Consider the following 23,027-nt stretch of genomic DNA (forward strand, 5'->3'; position numbering starts at 1 on the left):
CGGGTTCGCGCTGCCTTCGGCCTTGTCGCTCTGGCCCGCACTGATGGCAAAGGCCGCATCGTCGTTGACAATCACGCCCGTGGCCGTGTCGGTGGTTATGATGTCGCCGGTCGTACCAGTACCCAGTGTGATCTTGACAGAATATGTTTCGTCGGCTTCGGCGGTGTTGTCGTTGTTGGGCGTAACGGTAATGGTTTTGGTCAGTTCGCCCGGCGCAAAGGTGACGCTGCCCGATGTGGTTTGCCCGGTGAAATCGCTGGCGTTGGCCGTCCCGTCGAATACCAGCGACCAGTTGATGGTTTGCGACTGTACGGTGTCGTGGGTGCGGGTAATCGTAAACGTACGCGACCCGCTTTCGGTGGTGCTGCTGTTGTCGGCGGCAATCGAAAAACTGCTGTCGTCGTTGCTGATCGTACCCGTGGCTGATGTATCAATGCGTTCGGTGATATCCGAGCTGAATTCACTCAGTTCGATGTGGAACGTTTCCAGTTGCTCGGGTGTTACGTCGCCGGCAATGGTGATTGAAATGGTTTTTGTCGTCTCGTTGGCACCGAATGACAGCGTGCCGCTCGTTGCGCCAACGAAGTCGTTCACGTCGGTGGTACCGTTGAGCAACGTCCAGTTCATGGTCGATGTACCGGTGGTCACGCCCGACCGGGTCACCGTGAAGTTCATTGTTTGGTTGCCGTCGGTTTCCGTGATGGTCGCGTCGGCAATGCTGATGCCGGTGTCGTCGTTAACGGCGGTAAGTGTGGCGCTGTTGACGCTGATATCGCGCGTTTCGTTTGGGCCGTCCAAGTGTTCTTGTACAAGTACTACCCTGAAAGTTTCGTTAGGCTCAACAACGCCATCGCCACGCACGGTGAAGTTCAGGCTGCCGCTCATGACGCCATTACTGAAATAGACGGTGCCTGACGGCAAGCTGCCGCCGAAGTCGGCTGCCTCGGCTGGGTTGACTCCTATGCCCTCGACCTGCCACTTGACCCAACCTGTACCCGTATAGCCGCTGCGGGTGATATTAACCGTGTAGGTTTGTGTTTGACCGGTATCGCTTTCGTTTTGGCTGGCGGCAACCGGGCTAAGCGCATAGCTGGTACTCGACTCTAATATACGCCCGGTGAACGTAACACTGGTATTGGTGCTGGCCAACGTGCTGTCGATACCGAAGCGCACGGAAGAGCCATCGACATCACCCGGTGCAGTCAAAATGATATTGAAGTTTTCAATGGCCGAAGCGTCAATGCCGTCTCGCGCCAGAATGTCGCTAAGTGATACGTTGTACCAGCTAGAGCCGCCCGCGAGCGTGAAGCTGCCGGTCATTTTGCCGGCGGTAAAGTCGGCGTTTTGTGTTGTGATGTTGGTCAGGGTGTAGTTGATGACCAGGTCGTGATCAAGTCGGCCAGCGCGTACCATGGTGAAGTTAATGGGTTTGCCTTCGTAGGCATCAATGGTGGGCAGCGAATTGTTAAATGATCCCACCCAAAGGCGCACGTCGTCGTTTTTGTAGGTGACCGATACGCTGTTGTTGCTCGGGTCGGCATTGCCTGGGCCGTAGCCGTCTGACCCCAAGAACTCGGTATAAGCCTGAGAGGCAGGCAACACGCTAAAGTTCAGGGTGTTGTTTTGGGTTTCGATAATGGTGTCACCTGCCAAAGTGACCGTCACCGTTTTGGTAGTTTGGCCGGCTTCGAAGCGTACTTCGCCGTAGGTAGTGTTGTAATAGCGCTCAGTGACATTGATCGCATCGCCGCCGTACGACTGCACCTCTGCCCCGCCATACCCACCTGACCAGTTGATATTGTCGCCGGTCAGCTTCCACACCACCGTGGTGGGGTAGTCCAGCGCTCCGTCACGGCCGTCAACTTCGGCGCGTGTTAGGGTGAAGGTGATGGTTTTTGTGCTTTCAGTGCCTTCATACAGTTCGGTCGTGTCGCTGGTCACCGAAACTAAAGGTTCAGGCTCATTATCGTAAACCGTGCCGGTCGCTGAACCCGCAACAGTGCTGACGGCCGCGGTTTCACCATCGTGATTAGTTTCGTCGTCGTTGATGTTGTTGGCGTCGCTCAGCGTTAGGGTGACCGCCTCCCGCCAGGCTTCCGTCCAGGCGTCGTTCAGGGTGTGCAGGGTAACGGTATGACTGGTTTCGCCATCAACAAACGTGAACAGGCCGCTGAATGTGCGTGAGTCCGGATCCCAGGTGTAGCCGCCGTTGCTTGCGCTAAGTGGCGTGTCTGCATCTAAGTCGGAGCGGTCGAGCTTGTACCACGAGCTCGGGTCGGTATTTCCGCCGTTGTTATCTTCTGTGCCGGGCAGCGTAATCGTCCATCTGACCGTGTCGGTACCTCGCTGGTCGCCATCACGGGTAATCGTAAAGGTCAGGTTATCGCCTTCGGTGACCGTGCCTGTTGTGACGTCGAAGCGGGTGTCGTCGTTGTTCAGAACGACGTAATGGCCGGTGTACCCTGTGCCTGAGCCCACCTGGATGCTGCTGCCTGGGCTGGCCTGCGTTAATTGCAGGGCGAATGACTCATCGTCTTCGCCGATATCGTCGACTTTGGTGTAAACCGTGATTGTTTTGCTGTTTTCGCCATCGGCGAACTGCAGCCTGCCGTACGGAATACCATTGCCATTCAGCATAACGCCGTTGGGTTGGGTACCGAAAAAGTCATCTGCGTTAACTGCAGTGAAGCCACTCCCGCCCGGGGAGATTTGCCAGTCGACCCACGCGTTACCTGCTGAAGAAATTGTACGAACAACAGTAAAGGTGTGGGCGATATAGCCGTCGGCGATACCGGTGTCTGGCTGGTCCGTTATAGTGTCGCCTTCGTTTCGCGTAGCGCCGCCTGTGCTGATGTAGAACTCGGCTTCGTCGCGCAGGATGCTGCCGTCAAGGGTAACCGAGGACGTGCTGCGGTCGATAGAGGACGTGCGCAGTTCGTCTATGTTGCTGGGGTTCGAGAAAGTGACGCGGAATGACTCATTGTTCTCGATGGTGTTGTCGCCGGGAACGGTGAAGGTCACGGTAGCGGTTGAACTGCCACTGGCAAAAGTGGCAATGCCGGAAGGGAATGTGCCGCCAAAGTCGGTACTGTCTGCCGTGTATACATAACCGGTTCCACCTACGGCCCAGTTGACTGTCGATACTTTATTCAAGTCGCCGGTACGGGTTAAAACCAGCGTGTAGGTCGTGCTCTCGCCCGCGATTTTTTCGGCTTGCGAGGCGTTGCTTTGCCAGGCGACGGTTACCATCGTGTCGTCATTGACGATGGTGCTGCTGTAACTGCCGTTGGCGCCTATCGAACTGCCGGCGCTGGGGTTGCGCAAGACGACCTGAAACGCTTCGTCGGACTCTATGCTGCCGCGGTAAATGCCATCTGCCAAATCCAGGCCAGTGTCGCCATAGGCCTTGACGGTAATGGTTTTGGACGTTTCATTAGCTGCAAAACTCAGTGTGCCGCTGGGCAGTAACCGTCCCGATCCATCGTAAAAATCATAGCCATCAACGGCGCCGCTGGGTACGTACCAGTCAACGGTAGAGCTGCGGCTGGTGTTGCCGGTGCGCGTAACGGTATAGGTAAATGATGGGCCGCTAGTACCAGCGTCGCCCTCGACTTGCGACGAGGTGCCCGCGGTAATGTTGTACTCAACATCATCGTTCTGCACGACGCCCGTCGCGCTGGCCGTACCCAATTCGGCGCCGCTCGACGGGTTCTCGAGAACAACCTTGAGGTTCTCGTTGCTTTCAAGCGTACTGTCGTTTTTGATGCGTAGCGTAATGGTTTGGCTAGTTTGGCCGTTGGTGAACGTTAGCGTGCCCGAGGGCAGGTCGGTGCCATTGAAGCTGACGCCACCGGGTTGTGTAGCGTAAAAGTCGTCTGCAGAGACCGAGGAGGCGACCGTGGGGTCAACACGCCACTGCACGGTGTTGGTTTGCGCTGTAAAGTCGGCCCGGTTTACCGTGAAGGTGTATTCGGTGTAACCGTTGGGCGTGTCGCCTTCGGCTTTGCTGGCCGATTGCGCCGCAATACTGAACGTGGCGTCGTCGTTGGTAATGGTGGTGCTGGCGCTGGCCGTGCTTATGGTGCTGTTGGCCGGTGGGTTTGACAGCGTGACCGTGATGTTGCCGTCGGTCTCGACGGTCGAGTCGCCCTTGAGCCAAATGGTAATTTGGGCGGTCGAGTCGCCTGCCGCAAAGTTGACGGTGCCGGTCGTGGCTTGCCAGTCGTTCAGGTCAGAGGCGTCGATGCCGCCGCTGCCGGTAAAGGTCCAGTTCAGAGAGCGTGCGTCGCCGGTGTAGCCGCTGCGGGTAACGGTAAATGTGACTTCTTTGTCGCCGGTGTTGCCTTCGGCGGTGGTGGCGACGTCGGCGGCAATGCTGAAGACGGCGTCGTCGTTCAGTACTTGCGTGGTGGCACTGCCCTGGCCGGCTTCGATGGTACCGATGCTGGGGTTGGACAGGTTAATGCGCAGGTTTTCGGCGCTTTCGATAGTGGTGTCGCCATTAACGCGAACGACAATGGTTTTGCTGCCTTCGCCGGCACCGAAGCTGACTGTACCCTGGGGGATGCCGCCCACCAGCGTAACGCCGCCTGGCTGGGTGCCGTAAAAATCGCCGTTCGATAGGCTGCTGGCCACACTGGTATCTACGGCCCAATTCACCGTGCTGGGTGCGGTTGTGACCCCGCTGCGCGTAACGGTAAAGGTAAATTCGGTATACGCTCCGGTCGTACCTTCGAATGCGGCTACGGGGGCTGAAATGGCGTAGTTGGTGTCGTCGTTGGTAATGGTGGTGGTGGCACTACCCGCACCCTCGGCGATGATGCCGGCGCTGGGGTTGCTTAGCGTCAGCGTGATGGTTTCGTTGCCTTCGACAGCCGTGTCGCCCTTGACGGTGACCGTCACGGTTTGTTCGGTCTGACCCGCAGCGAACGATAGCGTGCTTGCGGGCAGGCCGTTTATCACGTCGTCCATGTCAAGGCCGGCGCCGCCGGTGACCTGGTAAGCCACGGTTGCGGCGGCGCTGGTATCGCCGCTGCGGGTAACGGTAAACGTCAGGGTTTGGCTGCCCGAATTACCTTCAGTCAGCGTGGTCGGTGCCGAAACGGCAAAGCTTTGATCATCGTTTTTAATGGTGCCTTGCGCGGTACTGTCGATAATGGTGATGGTGCCGCCGCCCGCAAGCTGCCCGTTCGACAGCACAACGTTAAAGGTTTCGTCGCCTTCAACCACCGTGTCGCCGTTGACGTAAACCGTTACGGTCTGGCTGGCCACATCTTCGCCAAAACTTACCGTGCCCGATATTGCGTCAAAGTCGCCGGCCAAGTCCTCGCCAACCGGGATGCTCCAGTCAACCGTGGCGGCTGATTCAAGATTACCCGCCCTTGTCACCGTAAACGTAAACGCGGTTAACCCTGACTGCCCTTCAGCCTTGACAGCGTCAAGCGCAGCAATCGAAAAGCCCAGGTCATCATTCAAAATGACGCCGTTGACTGAGCCGTGCACCAGTTGGGTGTTGGCCGGCGCGTTGATCAGATTGACGGTAAATACTTCGTCCAGCTCGATGGAGCCGTCTCCGGCGACTTGCACTGTGATGACGGCAGTGGTTTGGTTTTCGGCAAACGTAACCGAGCCCGAAGGCAGGCCGTTGTTGTTGCCCAGCGCGTCTTGACCGGTGGCGAAGTCTGCCAACGAGGCAGCAGCACCGCTGCCGGGCAAGCTAACCTGCCAGTCGATGCTGCCGGCGGTCAATTCGCCGGTTCGGGTAATGGTGAAGGTGTAGCTGGTGGTGCCGGTGTGCCCCTCATTCTGACTGACCGGCGTCGTGCCTAATGACAACCCGGTGTCGTCGTTGGTGACCGTGGTGGTTGCCGTGGCCTGGGTGATGTGGGTCTGTGCCTTTGCCGGGTTGCTGTCGGGGTTGGTCAGGGTAACGGTCAGGGTTTCGGTGTCTTCGACCGTGACGTCGCCTTTTAGCGTGAACTCAAGCGTTTTGGTGGTTTCGCCGCTGCTAAACACCAGGTCGCTGGTCAAAGGGGTGCCGTCGATAAAGTCGTCGGGCTGCAAGCCTGTGGCTGCCCAGCGAATGGTCGCGGCGCTGTTGGTGTCGCCGCTGCGGGTTATGGTAAAGCGCAACACTTGCGTGGTGTTTGCATCGCCTTCGGTCACGCTGGTCTGTTCGGCGGTAACCGCAAAGCCAATGTCATCGGCCACAATGCTGCCGTTGACCGTACCCACCTGAATGTCGGCACTATTGCTGGCGTTGCCTAATGCAATGTAGAACGCCTCGGTGTTTTCGATGCTGGTATCGCCCTTTGTGCGCACTTCGATGACTTTGCTGGTCTCGTCGGGTGCGAAGGTGATCGTGCCCGAGGGCAAGCCGCTGGCATTATTCAGGCCGTTCTGGCCCGCAACGAAGTCATCGGCATCCAGGCCCAGGCTTTGCGCATACAGCGTCCAGTCGACAGTGGTGGTGCCGGTAAGTACGCCGCTTCGGGTCACCGTAAATTGGTGAACGACCTCGCCACTGTCGCCTTCGGCCAAATTGCTGCTGGTCAGCGCAATGCGCAAACCGGTATCGTCGTTTTGCACAACGACGTCGGCCGTGCCTGTGCCAATGGTCGAACCTGTCGATGGGTCGTACAGTTCGAGACGCAAGGTCTCGTCGCTTTCCATGAAGGTATCGGCGCGGACATTGACGGTAACAGTCTGGCTGTCTTCGTTCTCGGCAAAGGTTACAACACCGCCAGGCAAGGCGCCGCCGGCAAAGTCTTCGCCGTTTACGGGGTTTTCGCCGGTACCCACAATACGCCAATGGACGTCGCTTTCGCCGCCCAGGTAACCGGACCGCGTAATGGTGAAGCTGACGGGCGTGTCGGTGCCGTTGCCCTCGATGACAGTGCCTGCGTTGGCCACAACCGAGAACACGCTGTCGTCGTTCAGAATTTGCCCGGTGACGGAGCCATTTGAAACGGTTGCGCCGTTGTTGGGGGCGCCCAGGGTAATGACAAAGTTTTCATCGGGCTCGAAGTTTGAGTCGCCGGCGATAGTGAAGGTGATGTAAGCGGTATCTTCGCCGCCATAAAAGACTAACGTGCCCGAGGGCAGGACGCCGCCTACAAAATCGGTGGCGTCTACCCCTTGTGTGGCGCCAGGCGTCAGGCTCCAGCCGATAAGGTCTTCTCCGGAAAGGTCGCCTGTGCGCTGTACGGTGTAAGTGACGGTGCGAGCGCCGTGTGTTTCCAACACGTCGGGGGTGTCGACAAGGTTGAAAACGACATCGTCGTTGGTGATCTTCCCGCTGGTGCTGGCCGACACGATCTGTGCGCCGGCGTTCGCGTTGCTAAGCACAACGCGGAAATCTTTGTCGGCTTCGAGTAGGCTGTTTGGGCTCAGCTGCAGCGTAACGGCTTTACTGGTTTCGCCGGGGCCAAACGACAACGAGCCGCTAAAGGCGGTGCCATCGACAAAGTCGGCGGCACTGGCCGGGTTGCCGCCCTCGAACAGCAAGGCCCAGTCAACCGTCGTGTTGTGGCCCAGGTCGCCGGCGCGTTCGACGCGCAAGATGATCGACTTTGGCGCGTTGGCATCGCCTTCGGGGCCGGTCAGTGCTGCGGCATCGACTGTCAGCGAGACGTCGTCGTTGCGTATCACGCCGTCGGCGCTGTTTTGCGTAATGGTCAGGCCAGGCGTGCTGGACGTAATAACAACCTGAAGCCCTTCATCGAATTCGTAGGTGCTGTCTGGGGTAGGGCTGAACGTGATGGTGGCTGTGGCTTGCCCGGCTGCAAACTGCACGACGCCGGACGGCAGCGTGCCGCCGAAGTCGGCGGCGTCGACCGGGCGTCCGGTACGGCCGGCCACCTGCCATTCAACCGTGGCCGGAATCGATAATTCGCCGGTTCGGGTGAGCGTAAAAACAAGCGGTGTCCCCGTACCGTTGCCTTCGCGAACGACGGCGCTGGTGGCGGTGATGCTGACAGCCTGGTCGTCGTTATTGATAGCGACGACCGCAATGCCGACATCGACCTGCGCGTTGGCGCTACCGGGCACCAGGCGCATCGACCAGGTTTCCGAGCCTTCGATGGTGGTGTCTCCGTTCAAGCGGACTTGCACGGTTTTACTGGACTCGCCTGCCGCAAAGCTAACGGTGCCGTTGAGCAACTGGCCACTGGCAAAGTCGGCGGCGTCGGCGGGCAATTCGCCCTGGCCTTCAATGACAAAGTCAATGCTGCTGGCTGCACTGGTATTGCCAGTGCGGCTGATGATGAACTCTTGAATGCCATCGGCGCCGTTGCCTTCGGCAGTAGAGGCGGTGACAGCCCGGATGCTGTAGACCGATTCGTCGGTGCGAATCGTGCCGTAGGCTTCGCCATTAATGATTTGTGCGCTGTTTGTGGCATTGAACAACACAATGCCAGAGGTTTCGTCGCTTTCGGCGATATTGTCGCCTTGTACTTGAACGGTAATGGTCTTTGTGTATTCGCCGTCGTTAAAAAATACCCGGCCGCTGGGCATGCCGTCGGACAACGACAAGCCGTTTTGGCCATTGGCAAAATCGCTGGCGTCGGCGGCGTGGGTGCCTACGCGTACAAAACGCCAGTCGACGCCCGATTCGCCCATCATCTCGGCCGAGCGCGTGACGGTAAACGTGACGTTGGTGGTCGTACCGGTAGCGCCCTCGATGACATCGGTGGTGACGCCGCTTAGGCTAACGCCGAAGTCGTCGTTGGTAATGACGGTGCTAGCGGTGGCGGTGTCGATGCGCATATTGCCTTGCGCATTGGTCAGCGTCACGGTGGCGGTTTCGTCGGGCTCGATGTCGCGGTCGCCCCGCAACTGCAAAACAATGTCTTGCGTGTCGGTGCCGGCAGGGAACGACAGCGTGCCACTCAGTGCGCTGCCATCGACCAGGTCGGCCGCATTAATACCGCTCACTGCCCAGTCGACGGTGCTCTCGCCGCTGTCGTTGGTGCGGGTAACCGTAAATTTAAGCGTCTTGACACTGCCGGTATCGCCTTCAAGTACAGCCGCTTGCTGGCTTTGTACCGAGACCCAGCCGTCGTCGTTGGTAATGATTGTGTTGGCGCTGGCCTGCCCCAGCGTCAGGCTGGCGCTGGGGTTGCTGAGCGTAACGGTAAGTGTCTCGTCGGGTTCGACGGTGCGGTCACCGGCAATGCTGATGGTGATGGTTTTACTTTGTTCGCCATTGGCAAACGTGACGGTGCCCGAGGGCACGGTGCCGCCGAAATCGGCAGCATCGAGGCCGCTGGCGGCCCAGTTGACGCTGCCCGTGCCATGCGGGGTGCTGCGCGTGATGGTAAAGGTGACATCGCGAGTTTGCCCCGCATCGCCTTCGAGTACGGCGGATGCAGACGGGCTGATGCTGACGGTACCGTCGTCGTCGATAATGCGCGTTTGGGCTTGCGCCGTGCCCAGGACGTGATTGGTGGATGGGTTGCTGAGAGTGACCCCCAGCGTCTGGTCGCCGTTGATTTGGTAGTTACCGTTAAGCGTCACTTGCACCGTGGCTATTAACTGCCCGGCAGAAAACTGTACGACCCCGCCAGGCAGGCTGCCGCCAAAGTAGTCGGCCGACACGCCGCTCACGGCCCAACTAACCTGCCCGTCGCGCACGGCAACGGATCGGCTGACGGTGAACAACAGCGTGGTGGTAGCGCCGGTAGGCCCTTCGAGGACACTGCTTTGTACGGCGCTGATATTGACGGTGGCCGTGGGCGGTGTATTGTTGGCTGGAGGCGCTGGCGGGGTTGGTGTGAATGCTGGAATAAGGTTGGCGTTGTTGATGAAGTTATTGAAAACGCCAATATTGCCGCCGCCTACGCCGCCGGTGCCCAGGTTGCCCAGGCCGTTGCCAATGCCCGATGTGTTGCCCGGCAGCAGCCCAGAAGCGCCGTCGGCGGTCAGTGAGGCCAGCTCGACAGGCGTGCCTGGGGGCAGAGAGCCCGCGCCGGTGCTGTCTCCGGTAAGGGCAGTGCGCTCGGGCGCCGGTGCCTGGTGGGTAAACGACGGGCGGTTATTGAGCGTCAGCCCCGTAATTTCGGGGCGGACGGTGCTGTTAAACGGGTTGGCAAAGCCAGGGCTCGATGCATTCGAGCCGGTACCCACGGTCGTAATGGGGCTGATCGGCCCACTGAAAATGTCGCTGACGTTTGAGGTTGGCCCGGTGTTTCCCGAGGTGCTGTCACCCGTTCCAGAGGCCGCCACTGTGGTGTCGGCGTTGAACTGGTTGGTTTGCCCGAGGCCCGGTTGGCTGGTGTTGCCTGGCAGATTGCCGAATACACCGCCGGCGGCCAATGACTGTGCCGCATTGAGCGCCGCCGCCGGGTTAAATGCGTTTTGGCTGATCAAACTATTGAACTGCTGCAGGGTTTGCTGCGCCTGGTCGGCCGGCAGGCCGGCAGCGGTCAAAATGGCCTGCGCTGCATTGAGCGCGTCGGCCTGACTGCTAATGCCGTCTGGTGGTGTGCCGTTTAAAAAACTGTTAAGCAGTTCGGCCGCGCGTACAACGGCGTCGGCTTGGGAAGTAGTAAGTTCAGCCATGATTCAAACTCAGCCGTTGGGCAATGCAGCAGTTAACAAAGATTCAGCAGGAACAACAATGCCGGGTTCGCGCAAAATGTTCGGCGACAGTCGGCCCACGGCGCGCAGCAAGCGGTAAGCCGCAATGACTTCGTCGATGCGCGCAACGGTCGCATCGCTTTGCGCATTCAACAGCGATACCTCGCCGTTCAGGATGTCGAGCAGCGAGCGGCGACCCATTTCGCGCTCTTTGCGGGCCAGGTCAAGGAAGTTGCCGGCAATATTGACCTGATTGATCAGGTGTTCGGAACGCAAACGCGAGGTTTGCCATTCGGACCACGCGTTCAGCGCCTCTTCACGGGCCTGAACACGCACGTAATCGGCCTTTTGTTTTGAAGACACAATGGCCTGGTCGGCAGAGCGGCTGACGTGGATGGCACGCATGCCCAGATCAAATTGCCATTCAAGGTTAATCATGGCGCGCGTGTCGTCGCGGCGGCCGCGCGACCCGTCGTAGTCGTGGTTGCGTGCCCGACGGACATCCAGGCTAAGACGCGGCATCAGCTCGTTTTTGCGGGCGACATCACGTTCGGCCAGCGTAACGTTGGTGCGTTGAATGGCGGCCAGCACATCGGGGTTTTGCATCGCAATACCTTCGATGATTTGCTGTTGCGATGTTGGCATCAAGGCGACAGGAATATGGATGGCCTGAAGCGTTTTGATGTTGACGGGCGCAGTGCCGAACACCGTTTCGTAGCGGTGCAGTGCCAGGCTGAGCATGCGCTCGGCGCCGACACGGCGAGCCTCGGCGCCGGCCAACTGGGCTTTGGCCTGAAGCACGTCGGTGGCGTAGCCCCGGCCGGCCTCCATACGGGCGTTCTCAAGTGATGTCTGCTCTTTGATACGGGCTTCGGAGGCCTTGGCAAAATTTAGGGCTTGCGAGGCCTGAATCAGCTGAAGCTGGGCTTCGATGGCGGCCAGTGTCAGGTTCTGTCGTTGCAGTTCGCGTTCCGCTTCTTCTTTGAGGACGACCGCACGCGCCGCATCGACGCGGGCATTGGTGTATCCAAAGTCGGTAATAAGCTGGTTAAGACCCACACTCGTTTCGGTGGGGTCGTAGTGCCCGCTTTCACCTTCTTGGCGCTTTAAATGCTGCTTGCCGGCGCCGGCACGCAGGGTAAGTTTGGGGTAGTAGCCGGAGCGTTCGACCTTGACCTGCTCTTGGGCGGTGGCCACGTCGGCGTCAACCATTTGTATAAGCTGGTGCTGCTTAAGAACGCGGTCGAGTTCGTCGGCCAGTGCTTGAGCATTGACCTTGCCCGTGTGGGCCAACAGCGGAGAGACAAATAGCAACGCCGCACCAAGTTTTTTTAGCGCAAAAATTTTTTTGGTCATATTAGGCAGGCCGGCCAGGCCGAGAGAGAAAATAGAGACAGAAAGACAAACTTTGAAATAATTCTGGGTCAATTTACCTAGGCCGACAAGCACAAAATAAACTCCTCTCAAAATCTGTTGTGTGCCGCCAAAATCCTCTCAAAATCGCTATGATTTGTATGACATAAGCAACAAAAAACGCGCCAATTTGGTGCGTTTTTTTAGGGTTGTGTGTTTACTGTTCTAGCGCTTTACGCAGCTTCGAGGCTAGTTCGCTACGCCTGTAGGGCTTGGCCAAAAGGTGTACGCCCTGGTCCAAACGGCCGTGGTGAACAATGGCGTTTTCGGTGTAACCCGAGGTATACAGCACCTTAAGCGCCGGACGCAGCGCCATGGCCTGGTCGGCTAATTGGCGGCCATTGATGCCGCCAGGCATGACTACGTCGGTGAACAGTAGGTCGATGTCGCTATGCCGTTTAATAATGTCTAGTGCGGCCTGTCCGCTAATGGCTTCGGTGACCCGGTAACCTAGGCCTTTTAGTTGGGTGACCACATGGGTGCGGACCAGGTCGTCGTCTTCGACTACCAAAATGTGTTCGTTGCCGGGTACTACCTTGCGGGCAGGTTCGAAGGTGTCGTCGATGCCCGTCGGGTTGGCGCGGGGGAAGTACAACCGTATCGTCGTGCCTTCGCCGATTTCCGAATAAATTTTGATGTGTCCACCCGACTGCTTCACAAACCCATACACCATCGACAGCCCCAACCCGCTGCCTTTGCCGGCGGGCTTGGTTGTGTAGAACGGCTCGAAGGCCCTGGCGATAACGTCGGCTGGCATGCCCGTACCTGTGTCCGATACGGAAATCATCACATACTGGCCGGGTTTGACGTCCGGATGGGCTTCGGCGTAAGCATCGTCAAGGCGGGCATTGGCAGTTTCGATGGTCAGCTTGCCGCCATCGGGCATGGCATCGCGTGCATTGATAGCCATGTTTAATAGCGCTGACTCGAGCTGGCTGGGGTCAACTTCGGCCGGCCATACGCCGCCACCTCGCACGAGCTCAATATCTATGTCTTCGTTCAGGGCGCGTCGAAGCAGCCCTTCGATGCCGCAGACCAGCTTGTTGGTGTCGATGACCTTGGGCTCTAGCGCCTGGCGCCGCGCAAAGGCCAGTAGCCGGTTTGTCAGCTCGGCGCCGCGTTCGGCCGCACTGGCCGACATTTCGGCAAACAGCCGCAACGACGGCTGGTCGTCGAGCGACTCTTTAAGTAGCTCGGCGTTACCCAGAATAACGGTCAGCAAATTGTTGAAGTCGTGAGCAACGCCACCGGTCAGTTGCCCAATAGCCTCCATTTTTTGCGACTGGTTCAGGCGTTCGGCCAGTTCGCGTCGTTCGGTGATGTCGCGAAAGTACACCGCCAGCCCCTCGGAACTAGGGTAGGCGTTGATTTCGAACCAGGTTTTCAGGGGGGCAAAATACAGCGAAAATTCGACGGCCGTATTGTCGGCAATAGCTCTTTCGTATTCAGTTCTGATAATGGACTCGGCCGCCTCGGGGAAGGCTTCCCAGACATTGCGCCCGATCAGGTCATCGTACTTGCGATGCAGCAGGCGTTCGCCCTCGGCGTTGATATAAGAAAAACACCATTGCTTGTCGAGCAAGTAAAACGCATCGCTCATGCTGTCGAGGGTTTGGGCCAGGCGCTGGGCCAGCATAAGTGATTGCTGGCGCGCCTGGATGTCGGCCGTGATGTCTTGCACCACACCGTTGAGCAGTCGACCATCGGGCGTTGTGGTCAGTTCGGCAATGCCGCGTATGTAAATGATTTTGCCGTCGGGCCGCACGATGCGATGGTTGAGTTCGAACGTGGGAGCCGGATTATCGAGATATTCTGCGACATAGGCGTCGAAGGCGGCGCGGTCGTCAGGGTGAACGAGCGCAATGTATGTCTCGATTGAGTGACCAAACTCGGTGGGCGTTTGCCCGAACATCGTGTAGATGTCGTCGGACCAGACGATCTCATTTGTATCGATATTCAATCGCCAAATGCCTAGCCCCAGCAGGCGCTGAGCCATACGCAAATTGGCTTCGTACTCTGAAAGGCGTGCGTTGGTTTCTTTAAGTTCGCGGGATCGCACCAGAATGTCGGTGGCCAGCTGCTTACTGTGACTTTCGATTAAATGAACGTTTGCGGATTCGGCGTCTTCATCGTTAGGACTTTCGGCCAGCCGCACAAAATCGGTGACGTCTTCAACCCGGTGAATGATGTAGGCCACATTGCCTTCGTAACCGAAAATGGGGCTGTTGACGACACTCCAGAACCGTTCTTCAAAGTCGCCGCCCTGTTCGGGTGGGCGTGGGATGGGGTAACGCTGCACCGCCATGCTGTCGGCCTGACGGCTTTCTATGACGCGGGTCAAAGAGCGCTGAAGGGTGGTCACGCCGTCTTGGTCGGCGTCGTTCGGGTCGGCCGGGAAGGCGTCGAACAAGTGTCGGCCTTTGATGTCTTCGCGCTTGCGCATGGTGGTCGCAAGATACTCGTCGCTGGCCGATACTATCGTCAGGTCGTTGGCGTCGAGAACCATGAACTTGCCGGGCAGGGCTTCGACAAAGGCTTGAAGATGCGTGCTGGCTGTGACGTTGCGAATGACGACCAGTCGCGCGTGCGCGCCATGGTAGGCCAGAGGCTGCGACAAGACGTCGGCGTATATGATTTTGCCTGCCTTGGTGCGGTGGCGCCACATATTGCCTGCGCCCCGTTGCCCTGCAACTTGTTTGACGATGGCCAGCAGGCGGGGCACGTCTTCAGGCGGCCTCATGGCCGCAATGGTCATGTTCAGGAATTCTTCGTTCGTGTAGCCATAGACCTCGGAGGCAGCGCGATTGGCTGCGAGGATGCGCAGGCTATTGGGCTCGTAAACGAGCATGGGGTCGGGGTGGTTCTCGAAAAAGAAACCGATTTCTTCAGGCATGCTGCGGCCCCGGTGAAGGACAGAATATGAAAACAGGTGTTACCGATTCTATCACCGGCTCTTGCGCCGTAAAGCGCTTATAGATTGGGTGTTTCCCTAGATTTTTGGTGTCATGCAAAAAGGGCGCATTAGGCAGTGCGTATGGCTTGCCTAATGCGCCCTTCAGGGTTTGGACGCTATTGATGCTTCTGTTGACCGCAGACGATGGCGGCTAAGCGTGCATCGTGACCGAGTGTTAGCTGCCCGAGCGGGCGGTGTTGAACCCAGCGTCGCCGGAACGTTGCGAACGGCCAGTGTTGGATCGGTTCCCGCCATTGCCGGCCGGCCTGCCCGCGCCGCTGCGGGCGTTGGCGCCGGGGCGCCCACTGCCAGGTCGCCCGTTGCCCGAGCGATCGCCGCCAGGCCGACCGCTGCCTTCAGCGCGGCCACCGGTGTGTCGCCGGCCTTGTGCCGGGCGAGGTGGGCGTTCTGGGGTGGTGTCGGGCTTGACCATGCTGGGTGTCCAGCCCTCAATGGTCGTGCGTTCAATGGGGCGGCGGATCAGTTTTTCAATGGCTGTCAGCAATTTGATTTCGGTCTTGTCGACCAGTGACAGTGCGGAGCCTTCGCTGCCTGCCCGGCCGGTTCGGCCAATGCGGTGAACGTAGTCTTCGGGCACATTGGGGAGCTCAAAGTTGACTACATGCGGCAGGTTGTCGATATCGATACCGCGCGCGGCGATATCGGTGGCTACCAGCACGGCGACTTTACCGTCTTTGAAACCAGCCAGCGCGCGGGTGCGTGCGGCCTGACTTTTGTTGCCATGAATAGCGGCAGCCGATAGCCCGTCTTTGACCAGTTTTTCGGCCAAGCGGTTGGCGCCGTGTTTGGTGCGCGTAAATACCAGCACCTGGTGCCAGCCGCTTTCGCGGATGATGTGGCTAAGCAGGTCGCGCTTGTGTGATTGCTCGGTAATGACGACGCTTTGATCCACCAATTCAGACGCGGTATTACGGCGCGCGACGGAAATTTCCTGGGGGTCGTTCAGCACGCCTTTGGCCAATTCGCGGATTTCGTCAGAGAACGTGGCCGAGAAAAGCAGGTTCTGGCGTGTTTTAGGCAGCAATGCCAGAACACGGCGAATGTCGCGAATGAAGCCCATGTCGAGCATGCGGTCGGCTTCGTCCAGGACCAGAATTTCAACACCGGAAAGATCGATGGTTTTTTGCTGAGCGTGGTCCAGCAGGCGGCCGGGTGTGGCCACCAGAATATCAACCGGCTTGCGCAATGCTGAAATTTGCGGGTTGATGTTCACACCGCCGAACATCACCATAGAGCGCAGCGCGGTGTGTTTGCCGTAGACCTGTACCGACTCTTCAACCTGGGCGGTAAGCTCGCGGGTTGGGGTAAGAATCAGGCAACGGGGGCGCCCGGCCTTCATGTTGGTCAAGGGCGTGTTTAACAGACGGTGCAATATGGGCAGGGTAAAGCCGGCGGTTTTGCCGGTACCGGTTTGCGCGGCAGCCAGCAAGTCACCGCCTTTAATCACTTGCGGTATGGCTTGAGCTTGAATAGGGGTGGGTGCGGTATAACCAGTATCGTTAACGGCACGCAAAAGGGGTTCAGCCAACCCAAGGTCGGCGAAATTTACAGTGGTAGACAAAAGAAGGGCTCCGGCGACAGCCTGTCGTGAACGACACCAGTCTGGGCGGACGAGAAAACGGCCTGCAAAGGCGGCCGATAAATGAGCACCAGACCGGCTGGCCGGGTGCGGCGGGCATGTTTTGCCTCGCAACCTGCACGGTGACTGGCTCGTCGTGCAGGCCAGTATTGTAGCCCATATATGGGTTAAGCTTTTATTTTTGCAGTATTTTAGGACGTCACCGATGAAACGCGCACTGCTTTGGTTATTCATGCCCTTTATTACGCTGCTGCTGTCTGGCTGCGGTTACAACGAAATCCAGCGCCTCGACGAGCAGGTCAAGGCAGCCTGGTCGCAAACGCTTAACCAATACGAGCGCCGGGCCGAGTTGGTGCCCAAGCTGGTTAGTTCGGTCAATGCTTATATGGTGAACGAGCGTACGGTGCTAACCGACGTTACCGAAGCGCGTGCACAAGTCGGCAAGGTTCAAGTCACAGTCAACGACCTGTCGAACCCCGCCGTCATGCAACAGTTCGAGCAGGCTCAGGCGCAATTGTCGTCGGCCCTGTCGCGCCTGATTGCAGTGTCAGAAAACTACCCCCAGCTAAAAAGCGACGGCTTGTTCCGCGACCTGATGACTCAGCTTGAGGGCACCGAGAACCGCATTGCCGCCGAGCGCGGCCGCTACGTGCGTGCCGTGCAAGACTACAACGTCTACATCCGCCAATTCCCAACGTTGCTGACAGCCAAGTTATTTGGCTACGGTGTTAAAGAAAACTACGGGGTCGACCGCCAGGCCGACATCATGCGCAACCCCGAGGTCAAGTTCGACGTGCCTAGCGCGGCAGCGCCGGCAGGTAACTAAGCACTCCCATGATGGCGCAGGTTAATCGCCCGGGCGGCAGTGGTGGGTTTGGCCTCAGTCGTTGGCTGATATGGTTTGGGGCATTTATCTTGACGGTCGTGCTTGGCTTCCTGGCTTCCCCGGCATTGGCGCAAGACGCCGCCGTGCCGCCGCTGCAGGCGCGCGTCACCGACACCACCGGTACGCTCGACGCCGCTACAGTGCAAGACATCGAAGCACGCCTGGCGGCACTAGAGCAGCGCAAGGGGGCGCAGATTGCCGTCTTGATGGTGCCCACCACGGGGACTGACAGCATCGAGCAATACGCGTTGCGTGCATTCGAACAATGGCAGTTGGGGCGTAAATCGGTTGACGATGGCATTTTGTTTGTCGTGGCCAAAGACGACAGGGCTATGCGGATCGAAGTCGGTTACGGGCTGGAAGGCGCCGTGCCCGACTTGTTGGCCGGCCGCATTATCCGAGAGCAGGTCGTACCGCGTTTTCAGGCCGGCGATTTTGCCGGTGGGGTTTCGGCGGGTGTCGACAGCCTGATCCTGCTGGTCGATGGGGAAGATCTTCCACCGCCGGAAACAAGTGCGGCATCGGCCGATGAAGAATCGGCAGAACTTTGGGGCGCGTTGCTTTTGCTGTTTTTCTTTTTTGCTGCACTGCCTTGGGTGGCTGCGCCTTTCACCGGCATTGTGCTTTATGTCGCGTGGGGCAATATCTTTATTGCCCTGGGCGGTGCGGTCGTAGCCTTCTTTGTCAGTCGTGCGTTGCGTGCCTGGATAGATAAAAAGGGCGGCGGCAAGGGCGGGCCCGGTGGGGGCGGCATGCGCCGCCGTGCCGGTCGTATCGGCGCAGCCGGGGGCTTTGGCGCTGGCGGCTTCGGCGGCGGCTTTGGTGGCGGTGGTTTTGGCGGGGGCGGTGGCAGCAGCGGCGGTGGCGGCGCCTCGGGTCGCTGGTAAGCCGCATAAAAAATGTCCGCTGTCAGGTATTTCTTGATGGCTGGATCAGTCCGAAATAAAACTACAAATTTCGGACGACGCATTGTTAAATGTCCGAAAAAGATATATAAATATCGGACAGGAGGGGCAATGTCCGCACTCAAATCTCACATTTCCGCTCTGATTGAAGCGGCTAAGCCCGGGCGGGTTTGGGTACCAACCGACTTTGCACAGTTGGGCAGCCGTGATGCTATCGACAAGGCTCTGCAGCGCATGGTGCAGGCGGGCGAGTTGCGTCGCATCGACAGAGGCCTATATGACAAGCCCAAGATCAATAGCCTGACCAAACGTCCCACGACCCCAGACTACCGCGCCGTGGCGGAAGCCATCGCCCGCCGCGATCACCTGCGATTGCTGGTAGATGGTATGACTGCCGCCAATGATCTCGGTTTGACCGACGCGGTACCCGCTCGCGTAACCATCCATACCGACACCCGCCGACGTGCGGTTCAACTCGACAAGCTCACCATCGAGTTCAAACAGACAGCGCCCAGTCGTCTCTACTGGGCGGGACGCCCGGCCATGCGCATCGTGCAGGCGCTTTACTGGTTAAAGGACACTCTGACTTCTGAGCGTTCTTTCATTCAGGGAAAGCTGACTAACGTGCTCGCCGATCCCGTCCATGGTCCGGCGATCCGCCAGGACCTGCTCGATGGTTTCAATGTATTGCCGGCGTGGATGCAAAGCCTGATCCGAGAGCTACCTGGGTGTGACCCGCAGGAAACAAGGGCCGCAACACCAGAAACTCTCGACACCAAAAAATCTCAGCCTGCACGCCGCCGCGGGGCCAAACACGGGGAGGCCTCGTGAACCCAGCATTCAGTACCATCATCACAGCTAGCGACGCCGAGCGGCGAGACTTGTTTCTTGGCGCCTCAGTCCGCCTCGGTACGGCGGTTCAGAACATTGAAAAGGATTTCTGGGTCTCTTGGACACTAGATGCACTGTTCAATGGCCTGGGAACGGGTGGCCCCCGCCTGCTGTTCAAGGGCGGCACTTCGCTCTCCAAGGCCTTCGGTCTGATCTCCCGCTTTTCCGAAGACATCGACATCACAGTGTTTCGTGATGACTTGGGGCAAGGTGCCGAGGTTGCTGATCTGGATGCGCTGAGCGGCAAGAAGCGCCGTGCGCGTCTCGAAGCGATCCGCAAGGCGTGTCAGGCCTATATTGCAGAGTCATTGATCGCGCAGTTCACTCATCTCGCGGCATCGCTCATTCCCAAGAGTCGCTTTCGGCTGGAACTCGATCCCGACGACAAGGATGGTCAGAGTTTACTGTTCTGGTATCCCTCTGTCACAGCCACCACCAGCAGCTACATACGCTCAGCGGTCAAGATTGAGGCCGGTGCCAAATCGGCACTTGATCCGCATGTCGCGGCTTCCGTCACTCCGTACGTCGTGACGGACCTGCCCGACCTGGACTTGACCGTGACGAACGTAATCACCGTGAAACCCGAACGCACCTTCTGGGACAAGGTCATGATCTTGCACGGGCTACGCCAGTGGCATGACCGTCGCGGTGAGCTACGGTACGGTGGGCAACGTGTTTCGCGTCACTACTATGACGTGCATCAGCTGATGCAGGCACCGTTAGCGGCTGCCTGGCAGGAGGATCACGTTCTGGCGACCGACTGCGCCAACCATGCGAGGCTGTTCTTCGGCAGTGCTGATTTGGGGCTCGGCAGTGCAGTAGCGGGCACATTTACCCTTACACCGAATACGGCGATGCGAGAGGCGCTCAGAAAAGATTATGAAGCGATGGCAGGCATGATTTTCGGAGATATTCCTCCTTTCGATGCGGTGCTGCACAGCGCGGAACAATTCGAGCAGATCGTCAATGGTGCCTCAATCGCCGCACTCTCCGCAGAAATGCGGCGCTAGCGCTAGAGTCATCCTGAAATAAAAAAACCGGCTAGCCAAATGGCAGCCGGTTTTTTTAGCGCTTGCGATTACGCCTTGGTATAGGCTGTTTTTACAATCGTGAAAAACTCTTGCGCATAACGACCTTGCTCGCGCGGGCCATAGCTTGAGCCTTTGCGGCCACCAAACGGCACATGGTAGTCGACCCCGGCGGTGGGGACGTTGACCATCGTCATGCCCGCCTGAATAGCGCGTTTGAAATGCGTAGCCCGTTTCAGCGACTGCGTGCAAATGCCCGAACTCAAGCCGAATTCGGTGTCGTTGGCCAGCGCTAATGCATGATCGTAGTCGTCGGCTTTAATAACCGTGGCCACAGGGCCAAAAATTTCTTCGCGCGAAACGCGCATGTCGTTGGTGGCATGAGCCAGCACGGCCGGGCTGAAGTAGTAGCCAGGTGTTTTGCCTTCGAGTGTTTGCCCGCCGCACAGCAATTGCGCACCTTCATCTTGCCCGATTTTGACGTAATCCAAGTCTTGTTGAAGTTGCGATGCATCGGCTACGGGCCCGATTTGGGTGTTGGCATCTAAAGCGTGGCCCACGCGCAATGCTGCCGTGCGTTTGGCCAGCGTGTCGGTAAATTGGTCGTAAATGCCTTTCTCGACAATGATGCGGCTGCTGGCGGTGCAGCGTTGGCCTGTCGAATAAAAGGCCCCCTGAATCGCGCAATCGAGCGCGGTTTCGAGGTCGGCGTCATCCAGAATAACCAGCGGGTTCTTGCCGCCGAGCTCCAGCTGGACTTTTTTCTGTTTTTGCGCGGCTTGCTGCAAAATGCCATGGCCGGTACCTACCGAACCCGTAAAGGTGATGGCGGTAACGCGCGGGTCGTCGATAAATGCCGCGCCTACTACCGAACCGCGGCCCATGACCAGGTTGAATACGCCACCCGGCAGCCCGCTTCGGCTGATGATTTCGGCCAGCGCCCAGGCCGAACCAGGGACCAGGTCGGCAGGTTTGAACACGACGCAGTTGCCGTAGGCCAACGCCGGCGCGATTTTCCAGGCGGGGATGGCAATGGGGAAGTTCCAGGGAGTGATAATGCCCACAACCCCTAGCGGTTCGCGGGTGACCTCGACCTGGATGCCTGGGCGTACCGAGGCGACGGCATCGCCTGTAATGCGCAGGGCTTCACCGGCAAAAAATTTAAAAATCTGGCCTGCGCGGGCAACCTCGGCAACAGCTTCGGGCAATGTCTTGCCTTCTTCGCGCGCCAGCAGTTCACCCAGCTCTGCCTTACGGGCCAGCAGTTCGGTGCCCACAAAATCAAGGGCGTCAAACCGTTGTTGCGGTGTGCTTAACGACCAGTTGGGCCACGCCTGATAGGCCGCAGAAACGGCCGCTTCGACTTCGTCGGCCGAAGCGCGTACATACTCGCCTACGACATCGTTCAGGTCGGACGGGTTGATGTTTTGCTGTACGTTCGAGGCGCCGATCCACTCGCCGGCAATCCAATTTTTATGCATTGTCTAGTCCTGTGACAGGCGCTTGGATGGCCTGTGTGTTGAGCCGTCCCGCGAATGCGGTCTGACGCTTCTTAGCGTTCAAGCAGCTCACGTTTGTTAGGTTTGTCTTTCCATTCGTCGGCGTCGGGCAGCGCACCCATGCTTTTCGAGATGACTTCCCATTCGGTTGCCAGTTCGGCATTGATGCGAATGAAGTCCATTTGATCTTGCGGCAGGTCTTCTTCGGCATAAATGGCTTCGGCCGGGCACTCGGCTACACAGACGGCGCAGTCAATGCACTCTTCGGGGTCAATGACCAAAAAGTTCGGGCCAATGTGAAAGCAGTCGACTGGGCAGACGTCAACGCAGTCGGTATATCGGCATTTAATACAGGCTTCAGTTACAACGTGGGTCATGGCAGGGCCTATCCGGGAATAAAGTACACAAAAATTTTCCACATGGTACGTCATAAATTTAATGTAGTAAATACCAAATTATTCGGTGTTGACTACATTTGTTTGCCCGCCCAGAATGGTCTTCAATCAGTCAACCAGGCGGGGTCATGGCAACTCTCAGACGCAAAACAAAACCTTCTGTGGAAGTGGCTACCCAGGCTCGTGCCCAGAAAACCCGCGACGCTATTTTACGCGCCGCTACGCGCGTGTTTTCCCGTTATGGCTTTGCCGGCGGCAAAATCGAACAGATTTCACGGTTGTCGCGCACGCACGATCGCATGATTTATTACTACTTCGGCAGTAAAGAGAAACTGTTTGTCGAAGTGCTGGAAACCGCCTACGCCCGCATGAACGAGGCCGAAGCCGAGCTTGAGTTTGACTTGGCCCACCCCGAACAGGCACTGACCACGGTCGTGCATTTTGTGTGGCATTACTACCAGGCCCACCCCGAGATGATGACCTTGCTGAACAGCGAAAACCTGCAGCAGGGCAAGCACATAAAAAAATCGGGCCAGGTGGCGCGGCTGTCGTCGCCGGCCGTGCAGGTGCTGGACCAGGTGCTGCGCGCAGGCGTTGAAAAAGGCCTGTTTCGTGATGACATCAGCGCACGCGACCTCTACATAGAAATCGCCGCGCTGGGCTACTTCTACCTGTCAAACCGCTACACCTTAAGTGCGTTTTTAAGTGTCGACCTGCATGCAGCCGACAACCTGGCGCACTGGAAGGCGTTTATTACCGACATTACGCTGCGATCGGTGCGCAAGTGGCCTGTAAACGCCGCTGTGCAGTCTGACGCAGCACAGCGCGCGCTGGCTGAGGCGCGGTAATGCTTATCGATATTTTTAGTCCCATTGATTA

10 protein-coding genes and 1 pseudogene are annotated in these 23,027 nt (G+C 58.2%); 5 read left to right on the forward strand and 6 right to left on the reverse strand.

Annotation, left to right across the window (positions count from 1 at the left end):
• Positions 1–141 precede the first annotated feature (141 nt).
• From CHR62_RS14255 to CHR62_RS14270, 4 genes and pseudogenes are all read right to left on the reverse strand, one after another.
• Positions 142–10,560 (reverse strand): annotated as a pseudogene (locus CHR62_RS14255) (beta strand repeat-containing protein); the annotation flags it as partial.
• 9 nt (positions 10,561–10,569) lie between these two features.
• Positions 10,570–11,934, reverse strand: coding sequence for a TolC family protein (locus CHR62_RS14260; protein ID WP_123661356.1), 1,365 nt, complete (start codon positions 11,932–11,934; stop codon positions 10,570–10,572).
• A 214-nt stretch (positions 11,935–12,148) separates the two neighbouring features.
• The gene (locus CHR62_RS14265; protein WP_199722961.1) at positions 12,149–14,884 is read right to left on the reverse strand and encodes a PAS domain S-box protein; all 2,736 of its coding nucleotides are present in this window, start codon (positions 14,882–14,884) and stop codon (positions 12,149–12,151) included.
• Positions 14,885–15,119: 235 nt separating this feature from the next.
• Positions 15,120–16,478, reverse strand: coding sequence for a DEAD/DEAH box helicase (locus CHR62_RS14270; RefSeq protein ID WP_370318068.1), 1,359 nt, complete (start codon positions 16,476–16,478; stop codon positions 15,120–15,122).
• Positions 16,479–16,749: 271 nt separating this feature from the next.
• Here CHR62_RS14270 and CHR62_RS14275 point away from each other — a divergent pair, with 271 nt between their 5' ends.
• The 4 genes from CHR62_RS14275 to CHR62_RS14290 all read left to right on the forward strand — a co-directional run bounded on the left by CHR62_RS14275 (position 16,750) and on the right by CHR62_RS14290 (position 20,236).
• A complete protein-coding gene (locus CHR62_RS14275) occupies positions 16,750–17,370 on the forward strand; it encodes a LemA family protein (protein WP_093971072.1) in 621 nt (206 codons plus the stop codon).
• Positions 17,371–17,378: 8 nt separating this feature from the next.
• Positions 17,379–18,317 (forward strand): YgcG family protein, encoded by a 939-nt coding sequence (locus CHR62_RS14280; protein ID WP_233575020.1) that lies wholly within the window; start codon positions 17,379–17,381, stop codon positions 18,315–18,317.
• Positions 18,318–18,446: 129 nt separating this feature from the next.
• Positions 18,447–19,166 (forward strand): DUF6088 family protein, encoded by a 720-nt coding sequence (locus tag CHR62_RS14285; protein WP_233575021.1) that lies wholly within the window; start codon positions 18,447–18,449, stop codon positions 19,164–19,166.
• Positions 19,163–20,236 carry a nucleotidyl transferase AbiEii/AbiGii toxin family protein gene (locus CHR62_RS14290; protein WP_123661358.1) on the forward strand — a complete coding sequence of 358 codons (1,074 nt, stop codon included), beginning with the start codon at positions 19,163–19,165 and terminating at the stop codon, positions 20,234–20,236. The genes CHR62_RS14285 and CHR62_RS14290 overlap by 4 nt, the downstream gene beginning before the upstream one ends.
• A gap of 68 nt (positions 20,237–20,304) precedes the next feature.
• Here CHR62_RS14290 and CHR62_RS14295 read toward each other — a convergent pair whose 3' ends face one another.
• The gene (locus CHR62_RS14295) at positions 20,305–21,735 is read right to left on the reverse strand and encodes an aldehyde dehydrogenase family protein (RefSeq protein WP_123661359.1); all 1,431 of its coding nucleotides are present in this window, start codon (positions 21,733–21,735) and stop codon (positions 20,305–20,307) included.
• 71 nt (positions 21,736–21,806) lie between these two features.
• The gene (gene fdxA / locus CHR62_RS14300) at positions 21,807–22,130 is read right to left on the reverse strand and encodes a ferredoxin FdxA (protein WP_123661360.1); all 324 of its coding nucleotides are present in this window, start codon (positions 22,128–22,130) and stop codon (positions 21,807–21,809) included.
• 146 nt (positions 22,131–22,276) lie between these two features.
• Here fdxA and CHR62_RS14305 point away from each other — a divergent pair, with 146 nt between their 5' ends.
• On the forward strand, positions 22,277–22,996 hold the full coding sequence (locus CHR62_RS14305; protein ID WP_093971068.1) for a TetR family transcriptional regulator: 720 nt from the start codon (positions 22,277–22,279) through the stop codon (positions 22,994–22,996).
• Positions 22,997–23,027 lie beyond the last annotated feature (31 nt).

This window comes from Pusillimonas sp. NJUB218, from assembly GCF_003788685.1.
Lineage (GTDB): Bacteria > Pseudomonadota > Gammaproteobacteria > Burkholderiales > Burkholderiaceae_B > Neopusillimonas.